Origin of the sequence: Bacillus sp. (in: firmicutes), from assembly GCA_012842745.1 — a bacterium.
Lineage (GTDB): Bacteria > Bacillota > Bacilli > Bacillales > Bacillaceae_J > Schinkia.
This window is the reverse complement of record DUSF01000004.1, coordinates 30,016-56,930: the sequence shown is the minus strand read 5'-3', so window position 1 is coordinate 56,930 and position 26,915 is coordinate 30,016. Positions and strand designations below refer to the sequence as shown.

Sequence of the window (26,915 nt, the reverse complement as noted above, 5' to 3'; positions counted from 1 at the left end):
ACTTCCCCCTGTTTAAGTAAACTAACAATGATGTGTAGGGGAGGTGTCAAGGTGGGTATTCCACAGCTCTTAGTTTCAGTTCTTTTATTTATCGTATTATTTTTTGGAATTGGCTTTATTTTAAATATGCTATTAAGAACAACATGGGTAATGGCCGTTGTTTATCCAATTGTTGTTATTTTAATTGTTGATAAAGTTCGTGTTTTTAAATATTTTACAGAACCAGCTGCTTCATTTAACGCCTTATTAAACGATTTTGCCGCCTTGGGTGGGGCGGACCTTATTATCTTAACAAGCGGATTTATTGGAGCTATTTTATCTGGAATTGTCATTAAATTTTTACGGAAAAATGGTTATCAAATGTTTTAACTACATGCTATGTATTGCCAAAAGACTGACAGATTAAGTCAGTCTTTTTCTTTTTGGCATAAATTTACACTCTTTTCTGTATATTTATTTTCTACTTTGGAAATAAATAGTTTGAGAGAGGAGTGAAGAACATAGTGAAATTTTGGAATAAGGCGTTAAAACGAATGATGATGACAGTGATGTTTATTGCGGCTTTATTAACTACTTTTCATTCTATTTCAGGTGTTCAAGCAAAAGACTTTTCAATTTGGGCATGGTATCAAGGTAAATTTGGCGATCGTGATACTAATGTTGCTGAAAATAACTATTATGAAAATAAATATCATTCTCTAAAGAAAGTAGGATTAGGAAAAAAAGGCTTGTCAAGGTATGTTGCTGAAATGAAAGCTATTTCAAGTGAATCAGTTGAAATGCCGAAACGGCTGGAAGAGGCTTTTGATTGGACAAAGTATCCATCAAGGAAAGTAGTTGCAACTGGCTATACAGCAGGAATCGAATCGACCGGTAAAAATGAAAACCATCCTGAATATGGGATTACGTATTCAGGTGTTAAGGTAAAACGTGACTTATACTCTACGGTAGCTGCTGATTTAAATGTTTTTCCAATTGGCACGATTCTGTTTATTCCTGATTACGGCTATGGAGTAGTTGCTGACAAGGGGTCTGCAATAAAGGGCCATAAAATTGATCTTTATTATGAAACGGTTGATGATGTGTATAATCTTTGGGGTAAAAAAGAAGTTGAAATTTATGTCGTTAAACAAGGTGATGGTTCCCTTACTGAAGAAGAATTAGCCCGTTTAAATGAAGATCGTTCGATGCAAGTATTTAGACAACAGATTATTAAAGGTTAAAATAATCGAGCAGCACTTCGTCTTTGCAAACGTTGTGCTGCTTTTTATGCGTTGTTTAAACATCCCTATTAATAAATGAGATAGTATAAAAGCAATGTCAATAAAATACCGGTAAGTGCCCCGAAAAATACTTCGATTGGTTTATGACCTAAGAGCTCCTTTAGCTCCTTCCTTCTTTCATAATCCTCTTTTTTCGGAAATGATTTTGCTTCCTTGACAAAGTTCTGAAATTCATTTACAAGCCAGTTTAGAACAGTTGCTTGTTCTCCTGCATGGTAACGTATACCTGTTGCATCGAACATAACAATAACCCCGAAAATGGAGGAAACTGCAAATAAAGGGGAGCTTAATCCTTCTTGCAGTGCGATTGCTGTTGCTAATGCTGTCACGGCCCCAGAGTGGGAGCTTGGCATGCCGCCAGTACTTGTTAATAAGGACCAGTCAATTTTCTTTGTTGCAATTAATGAAATCGGCACCTTAACAAATTGTGCGAAAAAAATAGCAAAGAGTGCTGCCCAAAGCGGGAAATTATAAAATAAGTCCATTGTGTATCGTCCTTTCAAATAAAAGATACTAGTATTGCCCGCTACCAAGGCATTCTTTATTCATTATATCATAATTGTTTTGGATAATAGGAAATTTGCTTTTATTTTCTAACAATTGGATAATAAAATTGGAGGTGTCATGATGTTTAATGTAATCGAGGAATTACCGCTAAATGTGGTGCAAGAGGCCCTAGTTATTGGGCTATTTGAAGGACAGAGGCCCGAGGGGATCTTAAAGGAATTAGATGAACTTTTTGAAGGGCAGCTTTATGAATTATTACGAGACGGCGAATTAAAAGGAAAAAGAAAAGAAATATGTAAATTACATACACTAGGTAAAATAGGTTTTAAAAAGATTTATTTTGTAGGTCTCGGTAAAGAACAAGAATTGCGGTTTTCATCTCTTCGTGAGGTGTTTGGGTGTCTTATAAAACAAATAAACAAAGACCGTTTATCAAGCATAGCAGTGGCCTTGGATACATTTATCGCAAATGTAATTGACAGAATGGAGGCAGCTCATGCACTTGGGGAAGCGGCCGCGTTAGCTAGCTATAAATTTGCCGATTATAAGAAAAAGCCAAATATTCCTGATAAACGAATCGAATCAATTGATATTTATACAGGAGAAGAACAAGAAGAAATTCGCGCGGCATTAACCGTCGGTTATGTATATGGAACAGGGACAAATACAGCACGGAATTTAGTCAATCTGCCACCTAATTTGCTAACCGCCGCCGATTTAGCAGAATTTGCAATCAGTATAGCCAATAAGTACGGAATGGATTATGAAGTGCTTGAGAAAACTGATATGGAAAAACTAGGGATGGGTGCAATTTTAGCTGTTAATAAAGGTTCAGTAGAACCACCTAAAATGATTGTCCTTACATATCATGGCAAAGAAAAATGGGAAGATGTGCTTGCGTTTGTCGGGAAAGGAATCACGTATGATACAGGCGGCTACAGCTTAAAACCGCGTGAAAGCATGGTCGGGATGAAAACGGATATGGGTGGTGCGGCTGCTGTCCTTGGAGCAATGGAAATTATCGGCGAATTAAAGCCAGATATGAATGTTGTTGCCGTAATTCCAGCGACAGATAATGTCATAAGTGGTACTGCTTACAAGCCAGATGATGTCATTACATCAATGAGCGGTAAAACAATCGAAGTACTAAACACAGATGCAGAAGGGCGTTTAGCTCTTTGTGATGCGATAACATACGCAAAATATCAGGGTGCAAATTTTATCATTGATATCGCAACCCTTACAGGTGGCGTGATCGTTGCATTAGGGGAGCAAACGACAGGGGCGATGACAAATCATGAAGAATTTTATGAGGAAATAGTAGAAGCTTCATATGAAGCAGGAGAACCAATCTGGCTTCTGCCTTATTTTGATGTTTATAAAGAAAAAGTCCGAAATCATAGCAAAATCGCCGATTTAAGCAATTCTCCAGGACGTGAAGCTCATGCGATTATGGCAGGTGCTTTTTTAGGTGAATTTGCCGAAGAAACTCCATGGGTGCATTTAGATATAGCCGGTACAGCAACATCAAAAAGTGATTATGAGCTCGGACCTGCAGGTGCAACAGGTGTGATGGTAAGGACACTGGCAACATTGGTTGAAAGAATGGCTGAAAAGAAATAATCCGTAGGTGACAAAAGGAGGGCTGCCTCGAATAAAAGGAGTATTACTCTTTTTTATTCGAGGCAGCCATTTAAGTACGATGAAGTCTGCTTCTACGTAAGCTTATGCAATTGTTTGTTTTACTAACGGATTCGATTTTTGGACGGCACGGTAAATCCGTGGCGAAATGGCACCTGCCAAAATTGATAAAATGATATCCTTTGGCATCGGTATTAACATCCAGGACCATGCTAGTTTATAAGTAAAGCCCTCAGGAGCTTCGGCCCAAAGCTTGTAGGCAAAATACATCCAGTTTGTACCGATAATATAATTGATAGCCATCCCTATAAGTGAAGCGAAAATAAAAGTTTTCACTGTAGGTTTTTTTGATTTTTCAATAATTAGCCCCACTATATAAGCTACTAGGATGAATGATAAAATAAATCCGAATGTTGGTCTCATTAAAATTGCTGGCCCACCTGTAAATTGTGCAAATACCGGTGCACCTGCAAGCCCTACGAGGGCATAAACTAATATAGAAAGTGCGCCAACTCGTGCACCTAAAATAGTCCCAGCCAATATTCCGAAAAATCCCTGCAATGTGATCGGAACACCACCAATAATAAGAAATGCTGTTGAATTAGCGCCAATCGCCATTAAAGCAACGAATACTGCTGCCATTGTTAAATCAATTGTCCTAAAACGTTTCATTCAAATCCCCCTTTGAAACTGTTAATCAAATAATAGTATGGCACACGTTTATTGTCAACTGATTTTTACTGACGGTTAACATAAAATAGAGGTGAGTACCATCACCTCTATTAGTGAATTATATGATTTAGTTGAAAAATTCTTTATAGCCATGTTGGTCCTTCTGTGCTTTCGAATGAACTTTATACTTCTAGAAAGATTCCCAAACAATAGTTAGATGCCTAAACGCTTATTTTTTTGTGACATACACTAAAGTGTAACATAGAAAATAAAAGGGGAGTTAGGAAGATGAGTGGACCATTAGTAAATGATAGTCGTTTTTTTGGAATGCCATTTGGACGCCCGTTTTTCGGTGGATTTGGAAGACCTGGTTTTGGTTTTGGAGGATTCGGTAGGCCGTTTTTTGGAGGATTCGGCAGACCGTTTTACGGCGGATATGGAATGCCGTTTTTTGGTGGCCCCTTTATAGGTGGTTTCCCAGGCGGGTTTGGTTATCCATTTGGGATGGGATACCCATTTGGAGGATTTTGGTAGGACATGTAATAAAAAAAGTGTCCGGCATTTTATTTTTGGGGATGTCGGACACTTTTTATTTAGGGCCTTCAAGCAGGTTTTTTATAATATAGTTTTCGATTCAAGCGATTTAATAAGATGTCGAGCTCTTGGCTGCATTGGATAGTGATACTACTATTTATTCCGTATGTCGAAGCATAATCAAACATCTGTTTTCTCTTCGTTTCAATCCGTTGTCGTAGTAACAAAATAATTTTTCCTGTTTTGTCATTCATCTTTTTCTCCCCACTATTATTTTGAATAATTAAAAAGTATGCTACAACACGTTGTAACCCTATTATGACATATTCCCTAAAATTAGGTAATAGATTCGACAAAACTAGTCATAATGTACTATGAAAAAATGAAAAAGTGAAAAAGTGGATTTAATAACGCGAAGCTTTTATAATAGATATAAATATAAAAAAGGAGTCGTATGTGAATGAGTGAACATTTAGCTAAACAGCGCAATTATACACCAATCATTGTTTTATTAACGATTGTAATTAACGTCCTTGTAGCCATTTTGTATTTCATGCCAAAGTATAACACGTTAAGTGATGTGGATTTAACCATCTTGCCTTTTTTGAATGCTGTTTTTAATAGTCTCACATTTGTATTTTTAGTAGCTGCTTTAGTCTCTATTAAACAGAAAAATATCAAACTCCATAAAAGATTTATCCTTGCTGCCTTTACGACAACAGCTTTATTTTTAGTATCATACGTAGCGTACCATGCAATGGCAGAATCTACCCCTTTTGGCGGAGAAGGCACGATTCGTTATGCGTATTATTTTATTTTATTAACCCATATCGTGTTTTCGGCGCTTATCGTTCCGTTAGCTTTAGTAACAGTTGCCAGAGGCTTTAATATGCAGATTGAAAAACATCGAAAAATCGCGCGCTGGACAATGCCTCTATGGTTATATGTCAGTTTTACAGGAGTAGCTGTTTATATAATGATTTCACCATATTATTAAAGAAGGTTTTAGCTTTCTTGCCCTAAAATAAAAAAGCTGTAAGACAAATTTGTCTTACAGCTTTTTATGTTTTTTGCTCTAGTTTATTACATTTTATCATTTTCAACTAGTAATAGTTTTAATATGTTCACGTTAAATCCTGCCGACCCGTGACATTTCCACAAGTGCAAAAACGATGTTGATCATTAATATCGCTATTAAAACAGGAATAAAATTTAATACATTTGTTTTGCTGAATTTTGCGGAAATAAATCCTGCTGCATATCCGCAAATTAATAGCGCAAATAATGTCGCAACCATCATTATTGTGTAAGTAACTGTCATGATACACTCTCCCTTTTAGGTATTTGTTTTTAAATACCCTATTAAGTACATTATAAAGCAAAAATAGCTTGTCGAATTTGTCGATTTTGTGAATTATTATATTTGAAATATTTATAAAGGGCGTTATAACAGGTTTCCACAAAATTTCATATATTTTATTAAATATGTTTCGAAATATATATCGCTTATTGCTTCATATGCTTGTATGGTATAATAAAAAGTCGGCTGTACTTAAGCTCACAGCAGTTCGAAAAATCCTGCTTAAAAAAACTAAGGAGTGAAAATAAAATGAAAGAGAATTACTATTTACCAAGGTCTGGTCCGATGCCTAGACCGACAAGTGTGGAGGAAGCTCGTGAGGTTTTGAAAAATGAGTCATTTCCAGCACCAAATGTCCAGGAAATAACATTTAGAGCGCTGGAATTTACAGCTGTTTGTCCAAAAACAGGCCAACCTGATTTTGGTCGTGTGGAAATTTCTTATGTACCAAATGAAAAGTGCATTGAATCGAAATCGTTAAAGTTTTATTTATGGTCTTATCGTGATCACGGTGCTTATTGTGAATCATTGGCGGCTACTATTGCTGATGATGTTGTCTATGCTATAAATCCAAAAAGGGTAGCTGTTACCGTTTATCAAACGGCGAGAGGTGGAATCGAATTACAGACTACGGCTGTAAGGGAAGCTTAATCGGCTACTGGAATTTAAAGTCGTATAGAAAAAAGAAATGGCGGCAAAATTTGCCGCCATCATTGAAATCAATCTAAGAAAAATTCTTCATTAAATTAGCCATTTCAATCGCTGATACTGCTGAATCCCAGCCTTTATTGCCAGCTTTTGTGCCAGCTCTTTCAATTGCTTGCTCAATATTTTCTGTTGTAACTACCCCGAAAATAACGGGGACTCCTGAAATCATCCCAGCTTGAGCAACCCCTTTAGCCGCCTCGTTACAGACGTAGTCATAATGCGTTGTTGCACCGCGAATGACCGTTCCTAATGTAATGACAGCATCATAATTCCCAGACTCGGCCATTTTTTTTGCAACAAACGGCAGTTCAAATGCACCTGGTACCCAAGCAACGTCAACATAATCTTCTTCTACACCATGTCTTTTTAGGGCATCTTCTGCACCAGATAATAGTTTTCCTGTAATGAATTCGTTGAAACGTGAGACGACAATTCCGATTTTTAATCCTGCCCCTACTAAATTACCTTCAAAAATTTTCCCCATAAATATGAAACCTCCTTGTGATATTAAAGATTTAACATATGTCCTAATTTGTCATGTTTCGTTTTTAAGTATTTTTCATTATCTTTATTTGCTGGCATTTGCAAAGGCACACGCTCGACAATTTTTAAATCATATCCTTCTAAGCCAGCAATTTTTCTTGGATTGTTTGTTAAAAGAAGCATGTTTTTGATGCCTAAATCCTTTAAAATTTGCGCGCCAATTCCGTAGTCACGCAAGTCTGGTGCGAACCCAAGCTTTTCATTAGCTTCAACAGTATCATAGCCTTCTTCCTGTAATTTATAGGCACGCAGTTTATTTAGTAAGCCTATTCCCCTACCCTCTTGGCGCATATAAAGAAGAACACCTTTTCCTGCTTCTTCAATTTGCTTTAGAGCGGCATGGAGCTGTGGCCCGCAGTCACATCGATGTGAGCCGAAGACATCGCCTGTTAAGCATTCAGAGTGAACGCGGACTAGCACTGGCTCATCACCGTCTATTTCACCTTTTACAAGGGCGATATGCTCTTTTGAATCGACAATATTTGAATAGCCATAAGCTTTGAATTCCCCAAAATCGGTAGGTAAATTAATTTCAATTTCCCGGGTAACCAATCGCTCTTTTCTGTTGCGATACTTAATTAAGTCTTTAATCGTAATCATTTTTAATTCGAATTCATCGGCAAGCTTGCGTAAATCAGGCACCCTAGCCATTGTGCCGTCTTCCTTAATAATTTCGCATATTACCCCAGCAGGAGCTTCGCCACAAAGCTTTGCTAAGTCAACAGCTGCTTCCGTATGACCAGCTCTTCTTAAAACGCCACCTTCTTTTGCTACTAAGGGGAAAATATGTCCTGGCCTTTTGAAATCAGCTGCTTTTGAATTCGGATTCATTAATTGTTGGACAGTTTTTGCTCGTTCAAAGGCGCTAATCCCAGTTGTTGATGTTTTATAGTCAACGCTAACGGTAAAAGCAGTTCCATGTGGGTCTGTATTACGGTTTACCATTGGCACTAAATTTAGATTTCGGGCAATTTCTTCGGAAATTGGCGCACAGACGAGTCCACGTCCATGCTTAATCATGAAGTTAATAACATCTGGCGTTGTTTTGGAAGCTAAGGCAACGAAATCACCTTCATTTTCGCGGTCTTCATCATCACATACAATGACGATATTTCCTCTCATAAGCTCATATATCGCTTCTTCGATAGGATCAAACATCTTTTTCATCCTCCCATTTTACTTAAATCCGTTCTCTTCTAGAAAGGATTCGGTAATCGTGTTACTAGTTTCCTTTGCCCTGTCTCCTGTTAAAAATTTTTCAATATATTTTCCTAACATATCGCATTCTATATTAACGATATCACCTGCTGATTTTTCGCCAAGAATCGTTTCTGATAGCGTGTGAGGAATAAGTGATATCGTAAATGAATTTTCGCTTAAGCCGAATATTGTTAGGCTTGTACCGTCAACAGTAACTGAGCCTTTCAACAGCATATAATGCAATAAATCTTCATTTACTTCAATTTCATAATAAACCGCATTAGCTACCGGATTCTTTTTTATAATCGTGCCAATGCCATCGACATGCCCTGTAACAAAGTGGCCGCCAAATCTTCCGTTTGCTGCCATTGCTCTTTCAAGATTGACCTTTGCACCACTAGTCAAATTACGTAATGAAGTAGCTTTAACAGTTTCTGGCATAATATCGACAGAAAATGTATTTTTGTCGAATGTTGTCACAGTAAGACAAACACCGTTCACAGCAATGCTATCACCTGAATGGACATCCTCTAAAATCTTCGGAGCATGTATTGACATTTTGATTGCGTCCCCAGATGTCGTAATTGCTTTTATTGTTCCCTTTTCTTCAACAATGCCTGTAAACAAATTTTATCCCTCCCATCCAGTGCTAGATAACGCTGCGATAATTTTTATATCTGGGCCGATTTTTTCTACCGATTTAATTCGCAGCCCAACAACTTCATTTATTTTTTCAAAGCCTGCACCGCCAATTGCTGTTGGGGCACTTCTTCCACCGATGATTTTCGGAGCTATATAGGTAATGACTTCGTTAATAGCTTTTTCCATTAAAAAACTTCCATTAATTTGGGCCCCGCCTTCAACAAATAAAGAGGTGATTCCCTTTTCGCCTAATGCTTTAAGAACATCACGAATTCCAAGCGTTTCAGTTGGTATTGTAATAATATCGACGTTTTTTTCTTTCATCGCCATAATTTTTTCGTCTGGAGCATGTATACCAACAATAATCCATGTAGGCGCACATTGATCATTTACGATTTTAGCCTCTAAAGGTGTTCGTAAATTCGTATCAAGGATGATACGAATCGGATTTTTACCGCCTAAAGGCAGTCTCGTTGTTAGCTCAGGATTGTCCTTCAAAACTGTATTTACACCAACTAAAATTCCATCATGGCGATGGCGATATTGATGAACATCTAAGCGCGACTCCTCACTAGTAATCCATTTGCTTTCACCAGCTACTGTAGCAATTTTTCCATCAAGGCTAGTCGCTGATTTTAAAGTTACAAAGGGCATTCCAGTTGCTATGTAATGAAAGAAAACTTTATTAAGCGCATCAGCTTCTTCACGTAAAAGCCCCACTTCAACTTCAATTCCAGCATTCCGCAGCTTTTCAATCCCTTTTCCTGCCACAAGTGGATTTGGGTCAGTTGAGGCGATAACAACCCGCCTCACTTGACTATTTATTAAAAGGTCAGTGCATGGCGGTGTTCGTCCAAAATGACTACAAGGCTCTAATGTTACATAAATCGTTGCACCTGCCGCTTGATCACCTGCCATCCTAATCGCGTGAACCTCAGCATGGGCTTCTCCAGCTTTTAAGTGAGCCCCCATTCCAACAATTTGGTTGTCTTTTACTACAACAGCACCAACGACTGGATTTGGGCTTGTTTGCCCCTCTGTTTTCGCAGCAAGTTCAATGGCCAGTTTCATATAATCATGGTCAGTCATCCTATCACCTTTTTTCATCTAGAAGTACGTGTAAAAGACCCTAGGAAAATTCCGAGGGTCTTGAAAGAAACGATGTAAATGCAAAATAAAGAACAGCAAAATTAAAGTTCAAAAAAATTGAACCTTTTGCACCGCATTTTCTTCTCCCATCCAGACTATAACTGTCGGCCCTGGATTCACACCAGCTCCTGCCATATAAGGCTCGCGGGCTTATTAGTCATTACTACATCACCGCCGATTGGGAATTTCACCCGACCCCGAAGAAACATATTCAGTTTCTTATACTATATCTTAATCTTAGTAAAAATTACAAGCGCTTTAACTCGTTCGCTCTTTTAAAACATTATTCGACAGAAAAAAAGGATGCTGTCTTTTATTGTCTGAATAATACGACGAGATGGGGGTGGTCAGTACATAGGAATGTATGAATAATTAGTATAGTACCAAGTAACAGCAGAAGGGAGTAATTTAGTTGATTCAAACACTTGTATGGAATAATAATCTTACGCTCGACAACATCGAAAACTTCAAGGCTTCAATCGAGAAACTTCTTGTAATGAATATAGATGGTATCATTCTAAATCTTGAAAACGTATCGTATATGAATGAACAAGCATTAGGTATTATTGCAAAAGCAGCCAAAGAAGCTCAAGGGATGGATAAGGAACTTGTTATTATAAATAATCAAGCATCAATGAAGAAGATATTTGAGATGGTTCAGTTTGATTCAATTGTACAAGTGTTTTCCAAGGAGCAATACGCTCAAAAATATGTACAAAAAATATTTGCCAAAACAAGAAGGAAAGTAGTATAAACTTAAAAATAAATAAATAGGGGCAGGCTCAACAAAAGGGTCGGCCTCTATTTTCTGGATGCAGTACAGGGTTTTAACTTTTACTATTGTAATTATCATAGTGATTCCATAATTTCATCGCCTTTCCAAACAAAATTTTTGGTAGTATAAATATAGTTTTACCAATTTTGCCAAAGGGGGGAAGATTATGAAAAGTAATACGAAAATACTGCTCCAAAATATTCAAGATATATATGCCGAAAATATGAAGATGACCCTCTATATGACAGACAATGAAGGCAATCCGATAACAAATATTTCAGGAATTTCTTCATTTGTTGAATTTCTTGTTTATCAAGCTGATTTGCCTTTCTTAAATCAATTAAAAAAAATAATTGCCAAATATAACTCCATCACTACTTGTGTTGTCATTAACCCAATAGAATGCCCAAGCCATTATGGCGTAAAGGCCTTATTGGTGCCTATTATTATCGATGATAAAATAAAAAGCTATATTTGGTGTTGGTCTTATATTGAAGAAGGCATTTCAGACTATATAAAAACGGGTATGGGCTCGGCTATACATAATATCGAGCGAAATGATTCTATATTTCAACTACCAATCCTTTCAAACAGTCAACTTCAACAAAAAAAGGAACAGTTGTATATGATGGCAACTGTTTGTATTGAGTTGATAAAAAGCGGATATGAAGATGAACATTTCCTTGAATTAGAGCAAATTGTAAAGACTATAAAAACAGCAAACATCCAATACTATGAAATGCTGGAAATATTGAAAAAACAGCATCATTTTGATTATGTAGGAATTGCTTCGTTAATAGCGGGTACTGTTGAAATCAAATCATATATAGGAGCAAATGAGGAAAGTATTGTCGGATCAAACTTTGTCATTAGCGGAACATTTTTTGAAGACATTGCAGCAAGTCGAAGGTTTGAGTATTTAGGTAAAATTGGTTTTGATCCAAGATTATCATTTTTAATGAAAAATGGGGTTAAAACAGGTTCCTTTTTTTGTTATCCAGTTATTAGAAATGAAGAGGTGATAGGTTTTATTTTTGGTGGGAATACAACAGAAAGCAATAAAGACCAAAGCGTTCTCAAAAGAATTCAGATTTTAGCATCTATCATTGAATTGGGAATAAAAAAAGCTTCAGTTGAATCCCATATGGATTTGCACTTAATGAAATTATCGGTACTGATGGGAACGTTTAAGTCGATAACAACAATCGAAAACCTTCAAGATATGCTATTAATGATTGCTAATATAACGAATTCCCTTATACCAAGCCACTTTACAACGATTATTACAAGATATGGAGACTATGAATATTTAAATATAACGAAAAAGGTAGACGATAAAACAATCTACGATCATGCTAATAATCAACGTGATCAATACTTTAATATAGAATCAATGGGGGCATTTCACCGAGCACGAGTAATCGAAAAATATGATACTGTCATTCTTGAATGCCCAATTTATATTGATGAAATGCTTTTTGCAATTATAATCGTTTCTTTGCGCTATCCAAATGATCTTAAGGAAGCAGAAGTATATATGAAGAGCTTAGCAGTCATTTGTGGAATAGCTCTTAAACCTTGGCATAAACAATTGCAATATAAAAAAATAATCACACGAGTACCAAATAAGGAGATGTTTCATTCCAAGTCGTTAGTTGATCATTTGACAGCAAGAGAGTTAGATGTAGTAAAGCTCATTGTTAAAGGGATGAGCAATAAAGAAATTGGGGGTGAATTGTATATTAGTACACACACAGTCAAAAACCATATTTCAAATATTTTGAATAAATTGGGATTTCATGATCGAACCCAAATTATTGTAGCGTTTTATGAATTGAATAATAAAGTCTGAAATGAAATCGACTTCTGGCATTTTAAGCAGAAGTCGATTTTTGTTGTAAATAGGAAACCCTTCCTACTTTTGCTAAATATAAGTGAAGAAAACAGATAAAAATAGGAATGCTAGGCAATGGTTATGCATGAATTTACATTTTATACTAAATTATAGGGCGTTTTGTTGAAAAATGGCGAACTATATTTGGAGGTGATAGCATGGATACAGCTGTTAGCTCGCAAGCTGGTCAATATGTTGTTTTTTCTATTAATCATCAGCTTTGTGCTCTTGCCATTGAAGAAGTAGTAGAAATTATTCGTGTACAAACGATTACGGGAGTTCCTGGCATTAAGGATTATATTTCTGGAATGATTAATTTACGAGGCAAGATTATTCCTGTCGTTCATCTTCGCAAGCGATATCATATTAAGCCTGCTCCGTTTACTAAAAAAACACGGATTGTCATTATTGAAAATGACGGAGAGGATATCGGGTTAATTGTTGATGAGGTAGTGATGGTTACCTATGTCGAAGAGGCAAATTTAGAACCAACTCTTGATATCTTTAACTCAATTGAAAAAGATTGCTTTAAAGGTTTTGCGAAAGTAGGAGACAAATTAATTGGGATTTTAAATAAACATAAAGTGCTATACCCTGAATTTGAAAAGGGGGTCGCTTTAGATGAGTGAATTCGATGTATCAGCTTATCTTGGTGTGTTTTTAGATGAGGTTGATGAACAGCTGCAAATATTGGATGAAGAGGTATTGAATTTAGAACATGATGGAGAAAACGAAGATACAATCCAGCGCATTTTCAGGGCTGCTCATACATTAAAAGGATCATCAGCAGCAATGGGCTTTGACAAAATGAAAGAGCTGACCCATAAAGTCGAAAACATCTTTGATTTCATTCGCAATCACCAGCTTAAGGTTAATACAGATATTATTAACGCGATTTTTGAGGCGATTGATTTTATTAAAGTTATGAAAGAAGCTATTTTGAATAGAACAATCGAGAAAATTAAGATTAAACCATTAATTGAAAAGCTAGAAAAAATAAAAGATGCAGCCGTTAATGTTGAGGAAACGGAAACCGCTAAACAAAAAGAAATTTCGAATGTAAATGATAATGTTGTCTATCCCGAAGTGATTTTTGATGATACTCAAAAAGAGATGGTTGAAAAGGCACTTGAAGCAGGGTATCAAGTCATTTCAGCTTATGTCAGCTTAAGGCAAGATGCGATGTTGAAATCTGTAAGAGCGTTTTTAATTCAAAACAATTTAAAAGAAATCGGTGAGATTATCGCTACTTTTCCATCACAGGAAATCATCGAAGATGATGCTAAATTTGAAGGCAATGTAGTCTGTTGTTTAGTCACTAATGCAACAGAACAGGAAGCCTTTCAAATTATTAATAGCATTTCAGATATTCGTTCCATCAATTTAACAAAACTAACAAAAAGCAATCTAGGTAAATTTACAACTGGAAGCAAAATGGAGTTTAGTGAAGTTAAGCAAAAAGAAACCGCTCTTAACATTCCAAAAGTTGACATGAAAGTAAAACAAACTGTTCGAGTCGATGTTGAAAGATTGGAGCATTTAATGAATCTAGTTGGGGAACTTGTCATTGACCAAACCCGATTAGCAGAAGTTCGTAAGCGTCTTGAAGATCGCTATGCCAATGATGAAGATGTCGAGTCGTTCGTTGAGGTTGGCAACCATCTAGGTCAAGTTATTAGTGAACTGCAAGAAGGAATGATGAAAACAAGGATGCTGCCAATTGAACAACTATTTAATCGTTTTCCGCGGATGGTAAGAGATTTATCGCAAAAGGCGAACAAGGAAATTGAGTTTATCATTGAAGGAAAAGAAACGGAGCTTGACCGTAATCTGATTGAGGAAATTGGCGATCCGATTATCCATTTGCTCCGCAATGCGATTGATCATGGTATAGAGGGGCCTAATGAGCGTGAAGCTGTTGGGAAGCCAAAGAAAGGTCAGGTTTTGTTAAAAGCTTCACATGAGGAAAACCATATTGTTATTACCATCTCAGACAATGGGGGCGGTATTGACCCGAAAAAAATAAAAGCCTCTGCTATTAAAAAAGGGCTTGTAACCGAGGAAGAAGCCGAGCGGATGACAGATAAAGACTTAATCTTCTTAATATTCCGATCAGGTGTTTCAACAGCAGGAACGGTTACTGATCTTTCCGGTCGCGGTGTCGGCATGGATATTGTCCGCAGTCATATCGAAAAACTAAATGGCATTGTTAATATTGACTCAGAGCTTGGCAAGGGCACAACTTTTACAATTAAGTTGCCATTAACATTAGCGATTATCCGTTCGCTTCTTGTTAGATTAGGAAATAAACAATTTGCAATACCTCTTGTGAATGTACAGGAGATTGTCCGCCTTCATAAAAAAGAGATTAAGACAATAAAAAATCAAGAAGTGGGTGTCGTCCGCGACCGTGTGCTCCCATTAGTAAGAATGCATAGACGTTTAGGCGTTAGTGAAGAATACCTTGTCGATCCAAAGCGGATTTTTGTCATTGTCATAGGGCTTGCTGATAAGCGTGTTGGCTTAGTAGTCGATAAAACATTAGGTAATCAAGAAATTGTGATTAAACCGCTTGGTAAATATATCGGAACGCCGAAATATATTGCTGGAGCAACGATTATGGGTGATGGAAATGTTGCGATAATTCTTGATACGGGGGCGATTGTTCGGGAAGAAGGGTCTAAAAATGCAATGAATGAAGCTATGGATGATAAGGAAACGAGACAGATAGAAGAAACTATTCAATTAGCCACATTTAAGCTTGGCTCTGAGGAATACGGCATTGAAATTGGACGTGTTAAGGATATTATCACTGTACCAATGGTAACGAAAGTTATGAATGCACCATATTCAGTAATCGGTATGATTAATCTTCGCGGCAAATTAATGCCAGTGATGGATTTGCGAGAACGGTTTGGGATTAATCACCATGAATTAACAAGGAAATCAAGGGTCATTGTTGTAGAGTTTGGAAATGAATTAATTGGTTTATTAGTTGACCAAGTAACCCAAGTATTAAAGGTAGGTACTGATACAATCGAGTCACCGCCAGATGACAATACAAGCCAAATTGCAGAGAAGTTTATTCGTGGTATAAGCAATTTAGGGGAACGATTAGTGATCTTACTTGATTTAGACTTTATTTTGGATGTTGCAGAGCTTAAGACAATTTCAAATGTAATGGAAGAAAGTAAGTATGAACGAATCAATTAAATTATGAGGGGGACTTATGATGAGAAGTTTACGATTTAAAATTTTAGGAAGCTTCGCCATTATTCTAACATTGTTATTAATTATGTCTATTTATAATTATACCCAAACAAGTAATTTTAAAAATAAAGTGGAAGAAGTTCTTGGAAACGAATTGCAGCAGCTTACTTATTGGAGAGATTTAAATTATAGCATCGCAAACCGGACAGCAATCCTTCGAGCGTATTTATTAACAGGGGATGAAGCTTATTATACACAATTTGATCAATTAACCCAGCAAAATAAAGGAACCCAGGAGAAGCTGGCAAGTCTAAATATAACTGATGCACAAAAGGCGATTTTTGGGAAAAACGCTCAATGGGATGAAGCTATTTATGGATTATTTTCCTTATATAAAGAAAGTCCAGAGGCAGCTGTAAATAAGGCTGTAGATGTAAGAGTACTCTCGGATGAATTAACGTCTAATTTTGAAGGTGAAGTTGCCAATAGTGTCAAAGCAATGGAGACACTTAAAAATCAAATAGTCAAAACAGGTAATAGAATTATCCTCATTACAATCATTATTAGCGTGATTTCTGTAGCGATTGGAATAATTATTGCGTTCATTCTATCTCATAAAATTTCGGCTCCAATTTTAGAAATTGTTCATCGTTTGAAAAAGGTGGCAGCTGGCGACTTGTCAGGTGAAAAAGTCGTTATAAAATCAAAGGATGAAGTTGGTGAGTTGGCAGTCGCAATTAATGATATGACATCATCTTTGCGGGGACTAATCGGAGATGTATTAGGAAGTGCGAATAATTTAGCGGCGAGTACAGAAGAAATTTCTGCTAGTACGGAACAAATTGCAACAGGTAGCCAAATGCAGGCTAATAATGCTGGTGTAGCTTCGGAAATGGTCAAGGAAATGGTAAATGCGATTCTTGCCGTTGCAAAAAATGCGGAGGAAACATCCAACTCATCCGAAACAATGGTCCAATCTGCTGAAAAGGGCAATGAGGTTATTAAGGATACATTGCGCGGGATGAATGACATTAGCAATAAAATTTCGGATTTATCAGGTAAGTCAGTTCAAATCGGTGAAATTGTAGAGGTTATTGATGATATTGCGGAACAAACCAACTTGTTGGCATTAAATGCAGCCATAGAAGCAGCACGTGCAGGTGAGGCTGGTAAAGGGTTTGCTGTCGTTGCTGATGAGGTTCGAAAATTAGCAGAGCGAAGTAGTAAGGCAACGAAGGAAATTTCTGAATTGATTGAATCCATTCAAGCAAATACGGATGCCTCAGTTGATGCTGTACAAGTAGGAAATGAAAAAGCTAAGAATGCGGGCGAAGCGTTCAAGGAAATTATCAATCTAGTAAAAATAGCTGCTGGCAAGATAGCTGAAATCGCCGCAGCAAGTGAGGAGCAAAATGCGCAATCACGTGAGGTGTTGCAAGCTGTTGAAAGCATTGCTGCTGTATCCCAGGAAACAGCAGCTGGAGTTCAACAAACAGCAGCAACAGCTAATGATTTGGCGAAAATGGCCGAAAATCTTGCGCAACTTGCTGGAAAATTCAAAATGTAAAACTATTTTCGAAAAGTTTTGTCCTTTTTATGAAATTTAAGGAGGAAGGGAGGGTTTTCCGTCTCTTCCTTGAAATATATAGTTAAGAATGTTGACAAATAAATATTCAGTAAGGAGAATAAAATCATGAAATTATATGACGATAAGCATTGCCTGAAAGTCAGAACAGCAGATGATATTTTCCAAGCGATGGATGTTACTGATAAAATTGCTACTCATATGGGATTTTTGCATTATGACAGATTATTTTTACGTTTAGTAACAGAAGAGGCATGTATGAACGCCTACGAATATTGCCAACATACGAATCAATCGGGTTTCTTTACATGTTGGGATAAAAGTCAACAGAACATTCTTACCATTTTCACAAAACATAAAGGGAAAAAGTATAATATTTCTTTATTTGCCAATGAGGTGAATCACAGTCTTAGAGGAAGAGGTTTACAACTAATCGTAAATTTGATGGATCATGTCCATTTAGAGGAAAACGGTGGGTATGTTAAACTAGTTATGCAAAAATATATGAATAATTTTATACAGCCAGAGGAGGCGGGTTTTTATGATCTTTACTTCCAGTAAACAAGCAATTCTATTAAATTGGGAGGAGGATGTAACATTAAAAAACGTTGCTAGCTTTAGAGATGCGATGAAAGACTTGATTCATTCAGATTCTGGCAGATTATTATTGCATCTAAAAGGAGTTCAATACTTAAACAGTGGGGCACTAGGTGTAATCGCTGATTCAGTAATGACTGCTAGAAAAAATCAAAAGGAACTAGTTGTTGTGGCAACACAGCAATCTGTTAGAGAAATATTTAATATTGTCAAGTTCGGCACCTTTATTAAAATTTTTGATACAAAAGAAGAAGGCTTGCGATACTTGAAGCGTGATCAAGATGACTAGTCTCTCGAAGATAGTAGAAGAGCAGCTCGCAGCAAAAGTATTTAAATTTTCACTAGAGGGTATTTTTGTAACAGATTTAAGTGGAACGATTCAACTTGTTAATGAGTCGTTCGAAAAAATTACTGGCTATCAAGCTGAGGAAGCGATTGGTAATAACCCAAGAATTTTAAAATCAGGCAAACATCCGTTAGAATTTTATAAAGGAATATGGGAATCACTTGAAAAAAGTGGACAGTGGCAGGGTGAATTTATAAATCGGAGAAAAAACGGTGACCTCTACTACCAGCGAACTACGATTGCTACGATTAAGGATTCAAATGAAATGCCTATTAGCTACTGTGCTATTATAAGTGATATTACAAAAATAAAAGAAGCGGAGCGCAAATTAGCATCGGACTTGGAATTAGCACGGCAGTTACAAAAAAGTGTACTTAGTAAATCGATAAAAAATGAAACAATTCATATTGATGGAGCATATTTACCTAGTGCTGAATTAGCTGGGGACATGTATGCTTGGTATAAGATAGATGAAAATAAGTACGGTGTGATTGTGTTAGATATTATGGGTCATGGTGTTGCATCGTCCTTGGTTGGTATGTCCATTCGCTCATTGCTTCGGGGGATTATTACAACCCTTATGAAACCGGAAAATTTGTTTATGGAATTAAATGAGCATATGCGGCTCTTGTACCGAAACAGTGAAATGGAACATTCCTACTTTTTTACTGCCATTTACATTTTAATTGATGTTAAGGAAAAATTCATGGAGTATGCATCTGCAGGCCACCCACCTGGGTTTCTTATTCATGCAGGTGGAAAAGTGGATTATTTAGATGTTGGCTGTCCACCGATTGGCTTGTTGCCAGAGCTTGTCATCGAAACGGGGACGATTCCGATTCAAGGAAGGAGTCAACTTTTCCTATACACTGATGGTTTAACAGATTCATTTGGCTTGAATACTTCTAGTAATATTGAAAAGCTGAAGGAGTTAGTTGTCAGCGTAACAGATTTAGATAGCACTCAATTGCTAGAAACCGTGTTAAGGAAAACAACTACTACGGCTGGCCGATTTGATGATGATGTAACGATGGTTGCAATTACTATAAAGTAAATTCAAAATCCCGCACTTGCATTTCAAGTTCATGCATAGTTGCGGGATTTTTGGAATGCAAGCTACTTGTTATTCTAGTTATTTAAAGTAATCCTTCTCAAGACTTTTAAAAATTTTCAGAGATTCATTAGCCCAAGAATCATTTGTTTTTTCCAACCCCTCTATTTCTTCGTTGACGACCTTTCGTAATGATTCAAAATAATCCGGTACAAGTTCCGTGTATGGTTTCACTTGTGTTTTTGGGATATTCGTTTGCTCGTTCAATGCTAGTGCACGCCGTTCATGAAAAAACAAAACATCTGCTTGTTTTGGAGCATGTAAATCCCCTTGCAGTGGGTGCTTCAGGACAGCTTTTACTCGAATTGTGATGTGCTGCGGCTTAATTGCCGTAATTTCTCCGATATATTTTCCAGTTTTATAAATCCCCGATACAATTTGTCCAATTTGATAATTTTCCGACATTTCGTGCCACTCCTTGCTAAGAACTTTTGACAGACCTATGCTAAAATCTTATCATATAGAAAGTGGAAACTAAAAATGAAAGGTGGAAATTGAATGAAAAAAGTATTATTTTATACAATGCTAGTAGTTATGATTGCAATTATTAGTGCATGTGGCAGCAACCAAGGAAATAAGAATACGGCATCTGACAATAAAGCAGCTATGAATGAAACGAATACGGAAGAAAATACGAATGAAAAAACAGATGAAATTCCGAATTTGCCGCAATTTGAACCTGTCAACGAAGGTGAGCCGGTCGTAACAATAAAAACAACGATGGGCGATATTGTTATTAAATTATTCCCAGAGCAGGCACCTAAAGCGGTAGAAAACTTTATTACCCATAGCAAAAATGGCTATTACAACGGTTTAATATTTCACCGTGTGATCAATGATTTCATGATCCAAGGTGGAGATCCAAATGGAGATGGCACTGGTGGAGAAAGCATTTGGGAAGAATCTTTTGAAGATGAGTTTTCACCACAATTAGCGAACTTCCGTGGTGCTCTATCAATGGCTAATGGGGGACCAAACACAAATGGGAGCCAATTTTTTATTGTTCAAGCGAACACTGTTGATGATGAATTAATAGAACGAATGAAACAAGCTGGTTTCTCTGAAAGTATTATTGAAAAATACAAAGAAGTTGGGGGAACACCTTGGCTTGACGGTAAACATACAGTTTTTGGACAAGTAATCGAAGGTATGGATGTTGTGGATGAAATTGCTAGTGTTAAAGTGAACTCTACGACAAATGCACCGCTTGAACCAGTGATGATTAACGAGATTATTGTGAAGGAATAATGATTTCTATTGTAAGAGAGCTTTCATTATTATGATTGCTCTTTTTTTGTTCAAAAATATACATATCATTGTAGCTGTTCCAAAAAAGTTCATAAATTCACCTAAATATTGTCGTAAATCTGTAAGAAAACCAATGTGTCTAAGCAGTAATATGGGCGTAAAATAAAAATACGGAATTTATTTTTAAAAAATAAGGTGGTTTGAATGGAAGGGTCAAAGAATTTGAATGAAAAATTAAAAGAAGTAATTAATAACTGGGACCCATTTGGTCTCGGACCAGATGCTTATGATGTAGAAGCGATTGATATTATTCAAGCCGTTCATGAAATAAATGATCATAAATATTTAGCAAAACGGATTCAGTTTATTTATGAATTTTCTTTTGAAAAATCAATTCCGATAACAGAGTGCCAGAAAATAGCGAGAAGAATGCTGTTGTTAAAAGAAGCAGGTCCTTTTGCAGTATGAAAGAAGAACAAACCAATGTAGGGGAGTTCTTTTTTTGTTCAAATTTTCTTTTCTGTTTCTTCACAATTACTAGATATGATGTAAAGTAGTAGAGGATTGGTGGTGATAAAATTTATGCTAAGAGTTGTATTATTATTTTTCTCAATAATTGGACTTGTAATTGTAATTAATCCTAATGTTAAAGCGGAGAAGCTGACATCTAACGTGGAAAGAGCACAAATAACTGTAAAACCAGGATCAAGTATACAAGAGGCAATCAATGATGCAGACGAAGGTGCAATCATTTTCGTTGAAAAAGGACAGTATAATGGCAAGCTTATTATTGATAAATCGATTCAATTAAAAGGTGAGGAAGATGCCATTATTGCTGGGGATGGAAAAGGTCATGTCATTGAAGTAAAAGCGGACAACGTAACAATTGACAATTTTATAATTGAAAAAAGCGGCAAAAATGATACCATAGCCGGAATATGGGTAGAGTCCTCCAATAATCTTATCGAAAACAATATTATTAAAGAAGTCCATTACGGAATTTATGTGCACAAAGGACAGCAAAATCGACTAGTAAATAATGAAATTACCGGTTATGATGGACATTTTTCTGCTAGAGGTAATGGTGTTCATTTATTTTATGCAGAAGATACTTTGCTTCAAGGAAATCACATTCAACAAGTGCAGGACGGTATTTATTTTGATTTTGCAAAGGATAGTACGTTAAAAGAAAACTATGTTGAAGGGTCGAGATACGGATACCATGTTATGTATGCCAAAAAAGGCTTGTTGACCGAGAATGTATCAACGAAAAATATTACTGGTCTCATGATTATGGATGCTGAGGATTTTCAAATAACAGGAAATACTATTACCGAAAATTTAGATTACCGTGGTCATGGCGTACTTATCTTTGACTCTGACAAGATTGAATTAATTAATAATCGTGTGACTTTTAATAATACAGGTTTAAGCTTACAAGATGCTCGTGATTGTAAAATTGAAGGCAATATATTTGCGGGTAATTATGTCGGCTTAGATTTAAAGGATAAAAATGAACGGAACACAATGGTCAACAATAATTTTATCGGAAATATAGTTCAAACGAAAATTTTTACTAGTGTAGAGCCAATGGATTTAAATGGCCAAGGTAACTATTGGGATGACTATAGCGGGATGGATTTAGATGGAGATGGGATTGGCGATATTCCTTATGAGTCAGGAAAGCTGTTTGATAAATTAGTAGAAGAACACCCAACACTACAATTCTTTTTTGAAAGTCCAACGATTAAACTTTGGTCATCAATTGAAAAGATATTTCCATCCCTTTCTGGTGATAAAGGGATGGACCGCTTTCCCTACGTGCAACCGGTACAATATAAAGCTGATTTACAAGAAGCTCATATCGTACAGCGCAATTGGCTGGCAGCTTTCATTGGAATAATGATGATTAGTTTAGCAGTTTATATTTTTTATCGCGGGAGGGTTTCATAATGAAAATTCGAAATGGATTCTATTCAATGATAGTAGTAGTACTTGTTTTAATAATGAGTGCGTGTGGCAACAAAACCGCTTTTGAGCCGAGGGAGGTAAATCCAGACATTGATGCCTGTGAAGTATGCAATATGTCAATTGCCCATACTGATTTTGCAACACAATTAATTGAACGTGATGGAACGGTTCATATGTATGATGATATCGGATGCATGATTAAATATTTAGAAGGTGAAGGAAAGAATAAAGATATTGGCGCAACATATGTAAGAGATTACGAAACGATGAAATGGGTGCCGTTTGAACAAGCCTATCATGCTTATCATCCAGAATTTTGGACGCCAATGGCCTATGGGGTAGTTTCATTTTCCACAAAAGAACAAGCCGAGGAGTATATTGAACAAGAGGGAAAAGGTGAGGTGCTAGACTATAATGGCTTGGAAAAAGTAGATTGGGTTATGCAAGCACACTAATCAGGTAGAAAGGACAATTGAAAATGTTTCTAATAGCTAGACAGGAATTAAAGGTAATTTCCAGAAGCAAATGGGTATTCAGCTTTACGATTCTATATACGGTGCTAGCGATTACGATTGTTTTGTTTGGCGGGAGTGCTGAAGAAGCAGGCTTTAATGGCTTTAACCGAATGGCAGCAAGTTTATTAAATTTGTCGCTCTTTCTAGTGCCGCTTTTAACATTGCTAATTGGCAGCACATCAATAGCTGGTGATAAAGAAGACGGAAGTTTAACATTGTTATTTACGTATCCAATACCGACTTCCCGAATATTAGTAGGTAAATTTATTGGCTTATTATTAACTTTGTTTGCTGTCGTTACGTTCGGTTATGGTGCAGCAGGATTGATTCTTTTTATAAGCAAGGCAAGTATTTCGTTGCAATTTTTCTTGTTATTTTATGGATTTACAATGTTACTAATGATGTTATTTCTCGGTTTAGCAATGCTAATTGGTGTACTGTCTGCAACTCGTTTTCAAGCCTTAGGTATGAGTTTAATTTTGTGGGCGGTGTCAGTTTTATTTTATGAATTTATAGTTATGGGCTTGGCAATGGTTATAAGCAAACAAGCAATCCTAGGAATGTTCACAGCTTCGATTCTCCTAAATCCAGTCGAATTAGTTCGTGTTTGGACAATCATTTCAATGGATAGCGGCTCCATATTTGGACCACATTTGTATGATTTGACTGTTTGGAGCGAAGGCAATATTGGTCAAATTGTCTTTGCCATAACGGCGATTCTGTGGGTTTTCATACCAATCTTTATTTCAAATAGAATGCTAAAACGAGGGATTAGTCATGGAGCGTAAGCGAATAGTTGAAGTCAAAGACTTAAGTAAAATTTATAATGCTACTAACCGGATTGAGCATATTAATTTTGAAATTTACCAAGGTGAATGCTTTGCACTTTGCGGCGGCAATGGCGCTGGAAAAAGTACGGTTATCCAAATGATGATTGGCAATATAAAACCGACATCTGGAGCGGTTAAGTTATCAGGTATCACAATGAGCTCAAATGCAGCAATGTATAAGTCGCTTTTTTCCTATATGCCTGATGCGATGGTATTCCCAAAAGTATTAAGCGGGTACGAGGTTTTAAGCTTTTTTGCACAATTATCGAACGTTCCACAATCTAGAGTTGAGTTACTGCTCGATAGAGTTGGACTTTCAAAAGACAAAGATAAAAGAGTCCGCAACTATTCAAAAGGAATGCAGCAAAGATTAGCTTTAGCGCAAAGCTTGCTGCCTGAAGCTCCTTTGCTTATTTTAGACGAGCCAACCAATGGCCTTGATCCATATTGGGTACGGGAATTTAAAAATATTATAAAAGGAGAAAAACAGAAAGGGACAACAATCTTGTTTTCATCACATATTTTAGCAGATGTCGAAGAACTGGCAGACAGGGTGGCGTTTATGAATAGCGGTAGGTTGTTAGTCAACGATACAGTAGAAGCGTTGACGAAGGGAAAAGATGACGGTAACGCTAAAACGACATTGGAGGAAGTGTTTTTTTCGTTAGTGAAGGCGGAAGAAACAGCGTAGTTTTACAGTTAAAAAGGTAACACCTTCTCTAGCTATGTAGAGAAGGTGTTATTGTTTTAGTGGTTCATATGCTCATCCATATTCTCCGCTGGTTTTGCTTTTTCTTCTGCTTCTTTCATTTTCGCCAACTTAACCTTACGACGTTCTAAAGCAATGTTATCAACATCATCCATTGAAGTGACAACCGGAGCTAACATTGGGTTTTCGGCAACATATTTGTCTGCAGCCTCTTTTGTTCCAAATAATGCAAATCCCATTTTCATTGGAGTTTCAATGCTTGCTCTTACTGGTGTTGCATCACCTACTGGCACCCACTCTAAAGTATTGTAATCACGAACCCAAGCGCCTTGTGGCTTCTCTTCAAGAATACGGACTTGATTCAATAAACAGCCCACATCATCTGTAAATAAGTGTTTGCCATCAGCTGTTACAACTTGGCCTGTGAATTTCCCCATTTCATGGTCATGGTGATAAACCTCCATATCACACATTGAACACGTTTCGCCTTCACCTGGTTCTGTAGGTGTTGCAGTAACTTGTGCAATATCTTTCTTTTCTGCTCCATTATCTGTTGCTGTATTTTCAGTTTGCGCCGCTTGTCCATTTTCTACTTCAGCTTCATTATTAGGAGAAGTCCCGCCTTGACTTTCTTTTGCCCCTGTTCCACAACCAGCTAGGATGCCTGAGGTTAATCCAACAGCCATTAAAATCATTAATAGTTTTTTCATAAATAACTTCAACCTCCAAAAATTCTATAATATTTTTTAGACCATCTACAGGATAATAGATATTTTTGAAGTATTTGTGAGGAATCTATATAATAATAGAAAAGTTTTAAGAAATTTTTTAAAAAGTTGAGTTCATTACTTTTTCACACCTACCTATTATACTAGGAGTAGAAACAAAATACGGGGGTAATAAAATGAGCAAAATACGTTGGATGATCGTTTTTGTCATCCCGTTATTATTGACAAGCTGTCAGTTAAAACAATATGAAAAAATAGATTCAAAAACTTCGCAAGTAATTGTCGTAAACTTGCTAGAGAACAGTTTATCATTTTATGAAGAAGAAACTAGAAGTGAGGTAGCCAAATGGATTATGCCTTATACTTTTACAGGTGCAACGCTGCTCCCGGATCGTAAGACAATCCTTTTATATGGAAAGCATTTAAAAAGAATCTACTTGTATGATGTCACGACTGGAAGAGAGGTGGGTCGCTGGAAGACTGGCGAAGGTATAGTAAATGTCCAAATTTCGAACGATCATTCAAGACTCTATTTGGCTAATCAACAAAATGATACAATTCAAGTAAGAACATTGGCAGGAAAGATGGTAAAGGAAATACGTGTTGGTGATGGTCCGCTGACAATATTGGAATATAGCCAGCGGGAGGAATTATATATTATCAATTTTCATAATCCGCTTATTTCGGTTATTAATAGTAATACGTTAGAAGTGAAAAAAGAAATACAATCTAAGCCTGCTTCAGTTGGTGCTGTTCTTATAGAAATGTTAGGGGAGCTTTGGACAGGTGGACATGGTCCAGGTCTTGAAGCAGAAAATGCAGTAACAATTTATTCAATTGATACAGGTGAAATAAAACAAGAGGTAAAAGCACCAATCATGCCAGTAGACTTAGAGAAATATGGGGATTATGTTTACGTTGTCAGTCATGGATCGAATCAACTACGTAAAATTCATATGAATACAAAGAAAGTCGTCGCAACAATAGAAGTTGGTGCAAATCCATTTGAAATCTCAATTATTAATAATCTAATTTATTGTGCAAGCTATGATAGTAATGAAATTATAGTTGTTGATCCTATTAGTATGAAGATTGTTGGTTCAATGAAGGCAGGAAAAGGGCCTTTTCAAATTTTGTACAAAAAAGAGGTATGAGCA

Annotated in this window: 31 protein-coding genes and 1 riboswitch; of the genes, 21 read left to right on the top strand and 10 right to left on the bottom strand. The window is 36.6% G+C overall.

The features are described from left to right. Window positions 1-30: 30 nt before the first annotated feature. Window positions 31-369 (top strand): hypothetical protein, encoded by a 339-nt coding sequence (locus GX497_00770; GenBank protein HHY71768.1) that lies wholly within the window; start codon window positions 31-33, stop codon window positions 367-369. A 164-nt stretch (window positions 370-533) separates the two neighbouring features. Further along, a complete protein-coding gene (locus GX497_00765) occupies window positions 534-1,223 on the top strand; it encodes a hypothetical protein (protein HHY71767.1) in 690 nt (229 codons plus the stop codon). 68 nt (window positions 1,224-1,291) lie between these two features. Here the strand turns inward: GX497_00765 and GX497_00760 are convergent, their stop codons facing one another. Further along, a complete protein-coding gene (locus tag GX497_00760; protein HHY71766.1) occupies window positions 1,292-1,768 on the bottom strand; it encodes a divergent PAP2 family protein in 477 nt (158 codons plus the stop codon). A 142-nt stretch (window positions 1,769-1,910) separates the two neighbouring features. On the opposite strand from GX497_00760, the gene GX497_00755 reads away from it, so the two are divergent. Beyond that, a complete protein-coding gene (locus tag GX497_00755; protein HHY71765.1) occupies window positions 1,911-3,413 on the top strand; it encodes a leucyl aminopeptidase in 1,503 nt (500 codons plus the stop codon). Window positions 3,414-3,515: 102 nt separating this feature from the next. On the opposite strand, the gene GX497_00750 is transcribed toward GX497_00755, so the two are convergent. Beyond that, entirely contained in the window at window positions 3,516-4,103 is a 588-nt protein-coding gene (locus GX497_00750) for a biotin transporter BioY (GenBank protein HHY71764.1), read from the bottom strand. Between the two features lie 288 nt (window positions 4,104-4,391). Between GX497_00750 and GX497_00745 the strand changes: the two genes are divergently transcribed. Then, the gene (locus GX497_00745) at window positions 4,392-4,637 is read left to right on the top strand and encodes a hypothetical protein (protein HHY71763.1); all 246 of its coding nucleotides are present in this window, start codon (window positions 4,392-4,394) and stop codon (window positions 4,635-4,637) included. Window positions 4,638-4,705: 68 nt separating this feature from the next. On the opposite strand, the gene GX497_00740 is transcribed toward GX497_00745, so the two are convergent. After that, window positions 4,706-4,891, bottom strand: coding sequence for an aspartyl-phosphate phosphatase Spo0E family protein (locus GX497_00740; GenBank protein ID HHY71762.1), 186 nt, complete (start codon window positions 4,889-4,891; stop codon window positions 4,706-4,708). A gap of 206 nt (window positions 4,892-5,097) precedes the next feature. Here GX497_00740 and GX497_00735 point away from each other — a divergent pair, with 206 nt between their 5' ends. Continuing rightward, window positions 5,098-5,634 carry a DUF420 domain-containing protein gene (locus GX497_00735; GenBank protein HHY71761.1) on the top strand — a complete coding sequence of 179 codons (537 nt, stop codon included), beginning with the start codon at window positions 5,098-5,100 and terminating at the stop codon, window positions 5,632-5,634. A gap of 132 nt (window positions 5,635-5,766) precedes the next feature. Here the strand turns inward: GX497_00735 and GX497_00730 are convergent, their stop codons facing one another. Continuing rightward, complete coding sequence (locus GX497_00730) at window positions 5,767-5,958, bottom strand: hypothetical protein (protein HHY71760.1); 192 nt, start codon at window positions 5,956-5,958, stop codon at window positions 5,767-5,769. A gap of 288 nt (window positions 5,959-6,246) precedes the next feature. Here GX497_00730 and queF point away from each other — a divergent pair, with 288 nt between their 5' ends. Continuing rightward, complete coding sequence (gene queF / locus GX497_00725; protein HHY71759.1) at window positions 6,247-6,648, top strand: NADPH-dependent 7-cyano-7-deazaguanine reductase QueF; 402 nt, start codon at window positions 6,247-6,249, stop codon at window positions 6,646-6,648. A 73-nt stretch (window positions 6,649-6,721) separates the two neighbouring features. Here queF and GX497_00720 read toward each other — a convergent pair whose 3' ends face one another. Genes GX497_00720 through ribD form a run of 4 tightly spaced genes read right to left on the bottom strand, consistent with a single transcriptional unit; the run spans window position 6,722 to window position 10,179 of the window. After that, the gene (locus GX497_00720) at window positions 6,722-7,189 is read right to left on the bottom strand and encodes a 6,7-dimethyl-8-ribityllumazine synthase (protein HHY71758.1); all 468 of its coding nucleotides are present in this window, start codon (window positions 7,187-7,189) and stop codon (window positions 6,722-6,724) included. Between the two features lie 23 nt (window positions 7,190-7,212). Beyond that, complete coding sequence (locus GX497_00715) at window positions 7,213-8,406, bottom strand: bifunctional 3,4-dihydroxy-2-butanone-4-phosphate synthase/GTP cyclohydrolase II (protein ID HHY71757.1); 1,194 nt, start codon at window positions 8,404-8,406, stop codon at window positions 7,213-7,215. A gap of 18 nt (window positions 8,407-8,424) precedes the next feature. Continuing rightward, window positions 8,425-9,075 carry a riboflavin synthase gene (ribE, locus tag GX497_00710; protein ID HHY71756.1) on the bottom strand — a complete coding sequence of 217 codons (651 nt, stop codon included), beginning with the start codon at window positions 9,073-9,075 and terminating at the stop codon, window positions 8,425-8,427. Window positions 9,076-9,078: 3 nt separating this feature from the next. Then, window positions 9,079-10,179 (bottom strand): bifunctional diaminohydroxyphosphoribosylaminopyrimidine deaminase/5-amino-6-(5-phosphoribosylamino)uracil reductase RibD, encoded by a 1,101-nt coding sequence (gene ribD / locus GX497_00705; protein HHY71755.1) that lies wholly within the window; start codon window positions 10,177-10,179, stop codon window positions 9,079-9,081. A gap of 134 nt (window positions 10,180-10,313) precedes the next feature. Then, window positions 10,314-10,448, bottom strand: a riboswitch (FMN riboswitch). Window positions 10,449-10,651: 203 nt separating this feature from the next. Between ribD and GX497_00700 the strand changes: the two genes are divergently transcribed. The 8 genes from GX497_00700 to GX497_00665 all read left to right on the top strand — a co-directional run bounded on the left by GX497_00700 (window position 10,652) and on the right by GX497_00665 (window position 19,700). Next, a complete protein-coding gene (locus GX497_00700; GenBank protein ID HHY71754.1) occupies window positions 10,652-10,993 on the top strand; it encodes an STAS domain-containing protein in 342 nt (113 codons plus the stop codon). Between the two features lie 187 nt (window positions 10,994-11,180). Further along, window positions 11,181-12,866 carry a hypothetical protein gene (locus GX497_00695; protein HHY71753.1) on the top strand — a complete coding sequence of 562 codons (1,686 nt, stop codon included), beginning with the start codon at window positions 11,181-11,183 and terminating at the stop codon, window positions 12,864-12,866. A 200-nt stretch (window positions 12,867-13,066) separates the two neighbouring features. Further along, window positions 13,067-13,537 carry a chemotaxis protein CheW gene (locus tag GX497_00690; GenBank protein HHY71752.1) on the top strand — a complete coding sequence of 157 codons (471 nt, stop codon included), beginning with the start codon at window positions 13,067-13,069 and terminating at the stop codon, window positions 13,535-13,537. Beyond that, the gene (locus GX497_00685; protein HHY71751.1) at window positions 13,530-16,121 is read left to right on the top strand and encodes a chemotaxis protein CheA; all 2,592 of its coding nucleotides are present in this window, start codon (window positions 13,530-13,532) and stop codon (window positions 16,119-16,121) included. The genes GX497_00690 and GX497_00685 overlap by 8 nt, the downstream gene beginning before the upstream one ends. 19 nt (window positions 16,122-16,140) lie before the next feature. Next, the gene (locus tag GX497_00680) at window positions 16,141-17,685 is read left to right on the top strand and encodes a HAMP domain-containing protein (GenBank protein HHY71750.1); all 1,545 of its coding nucleotides are present in this window, start codon (window positions 16,141-16,143) and stop codon (window positions 17,683-17,685) included. Window positions 17,686-17,811: 126 nt separating this feature from the next. Then, window positions 17,812-18,264 carry an ATP-binding protein gene (locus tag GX497_00675; GenBank protein ID HHY71749.1) on the top strand — a complete coding sequence of 151 codons (453 nt, stop codon included), beginning with the start codon at window positions 17,812-17,814 and terminating at the stop codon, window positions 18,262-18,264. Then, the gene (locus GX497_00670; protein HHY71748.1) at window positions 18,245-18,589 is read left to right on the top strand and encodes an STAS domain-containing protein; all 345 of its coding nucleotides are present in this window, start codon (window positions 18,245-18,247) and stop codon (window positions 18,587-18,589) included. The genes GX497_00675 and GX497_00670 overlap by 20 nt, the downstream gene beginning before the upstream one ends. Beyond that, window positions 18,582-19,700, top strand: a complete 1,119-nt coding sequence (locus GX497_00665; GenBank protein HHY71747.1) for a SpoIIE family protein phosphatase — start codon at window positions 18,582-18,584, stop codon at window positions 19,698-19,700. The genes GX497_00670 and GX497_00665 overlap by 8 nt, the downstream gene beginning before the upstream one ends. Before the next feature lie 78 nt (window positions 19,701-19,778). Here the strand turns inward: GX497_00665 and GX497_00660 are convergent, their stop codons facing one another. After that, window positions 19,779-20,162: a kinase gene (locus GX497_00660; protein ID HHY71746.1), complete on the bottom strand. Its 384-nt coding sequence runs from the start codon at window positions 20,160-20,162 to the stop codon at window positions 19,779-19,781. Window positions 20,163-20,255: 93 nt separating this feature from the next. On the opposite strand from GX497_00660, the gene GX497_00655 reads away from it, so the two are divergent. The 6 genes from GX497_00655 to GX497_00630 all read left to right on the top strand — a co-directional run bounded on the left by GX497_00655 (window position 20,256) and on the right by GX497_00630 (window position 25,012). After that, window positions 20,256-21,005, top strand: a complete 750-nt coding sequence (locus GX497_00655) for a peptidylprolyl isomerase (protein ID HHY71745.1) — start codon at window positions 20,256-20,258, stop codon at window positions 21,003-21,005. 204 nt (window positions 21,006-21,209) lie between these two features. Next, entirely contained in the window at window positions 21,210-21,473 is a 264-nt protein-coding gene (locus tag GX497_00650; GenBank protein HHY71744.1) for a DUF1871 family protein, read from the top strand. Between the two features lie 114 nt (window positions 21,474-21,587). Then, complete coding sequence (nosD, locus tag GX497_00645) at window positions 21,588-22,958, top strand: nitrous oxide reductase family maturation protein NosD (protein HHY71743.1); 1,371 nt, start codon at window positions 21,588-21,590, stop codon at window positions 22,956-22,958. Then, entirely contained in the window at window positions 22,955-23,431 is a 477-nt protein-coding gene (locus GX497_00640; protein ID HHY71742.1) for a nitrous oxide reduction protein, read from the top strand. Before nosD ends, GX497_00640 begins: the two co-directional genes overlap by 4 nt. 17 nt (window positions 23,432-23,448) lie before the next feature. Next, window positions 23,449-24,279, top strand: coding sequence for an ABC transporter permease subunit (locus tag GX497_00635; GenBank protein ID HHY71741.1), 831 nt, complete (start codon window positions 23,449-23,451; stop codon window positions 24,277-24,279). Window positions 24,280-24,283: 4 nt separating this feature from the next. Then, complete coding sequence (locus GX497_00630; GenBank protein ID HHY71740.1) at window positions 24,284-25,012, top strand: ABC transporter ATP-binding protein; 729 nt, start codon at window positions 24,284-24,286, stop codon at window positions 25,010-25,012. A 56-nt stretch (window positions 25,013-25,068) separates the two neighbouring features. Here the strand turns inward: GX497_00630 and GX497_00625 are convergent, their stop codons facing one another. Next, a complete protein-coding gene (locus GX497_00625) occupies window positions 25,069-25,740 on the bottom strand; it encodes a hypothetical protein (GenBank protein HHY71739.1) in 672 nt (223 codons plus the stop codon). A gap of 194 nt (window positions 25,741-25,934) precedes the next feature. On the opposite strand from GX497_00625, the gene GX497_00620 reads away from it, so the two are divergent. Next, window positions 25,935-26,912 (top strand): WD40 repeat domain-containing protein, encoded by a 978-nt coding sequence (locus GX497_00620; protein HHY71738.1) that lies wholly within the window; start codon window positions 25,935-25,937, stop codon window positions 26,910-26,912. Window positions 26,913-26,915: the final 3 nt, after the last annotated feature.